Below are 665 nucleotides of genomic sequence, written 5' to 3' on the forward strand. Positions count from 1 at the left end.
CTGCACACAGGTCAGGCATACCTCTAACAATTTTTAATTATCCTTTGTGTCATCTTCCTGAAAGAGCTTGGGAGCTTGCTGCTCAGTCGATCTCTGATTGGAAAAATTACTATCCGAAAGAATGTGATGAATGCACTCAGAAGTCTTCCTGTGCTGGTTATTTCAGTTCCTCAACAGGCCGTTTTCATCAACCACCGAGACCAATTTTATGAAAAAATTTAATTTTGCTGCTCTACTTCCGGGATTTTTAGCACTCAATAATTCTGTATGGGCAAGTGATTCATCTACCGGAGCAAGTGATTTGCCTGGTATGACTCTTAATGAACATGATTTAGTGATCGCACCACTTAACACCGAAGTTCCATTCTACATTGCAGGGCATCGCAGTCATAGCTCCCATCGGAGCCATAGTTCTCACCGTTCATCATCAGGTGGCGGGTACTATGGTGGCAGCACTCCTTATTATCCAAAAACATACAGCTCACCAAGTTCATCTGGGTCTTCAAGTTCAGGAACAAGTTCCTCATCGTCCTCTTCCTCTGTGCGTTCGCTTCGTTCTAACGACAATATTAACTCTACTACTACGAATTCAGTTGGAACTACAGAAGCTAACCGTGCAAGTAATGGGCTTACTTCTGGTACAGAGAAGCGTAAGCGCTTAATCA

General features: G+C 43.2%; 1 protein-coding gene and 1 pseudogene. Both read left to right on the plus strand.

What is annotated here, in order from left to right:
- Positions 1–212: pseudogene (locus IM290_RS21495) on the plus strand (His-Xaa-Ser system radical SAM maturase HxsC); the annotation flags it as partial.
- A partial coding sequence (locus IM290_RS21500) for a His-Xaa-Ser repeat protein HxsA (protein ID WP_193354514.1) occupies positions 209–665 on the plus strand: 457 nt, incomplete at its 3' end. The pseudogene IM290_RS21495 and the gene IM290_RS21500, both read left to right, overlap by 4 nt.

Origin of the sequence: Enterobacter cloacae complex sp. S1, from assembly GCF_014930525.1 — a bacterium.
GTDB lineage: Bacteria > Pseudomonadota > Gammaproteobacteria > Enterobacterales > Enterobacteriaceae > Enterobacter > Enterobacter hormaechei_C.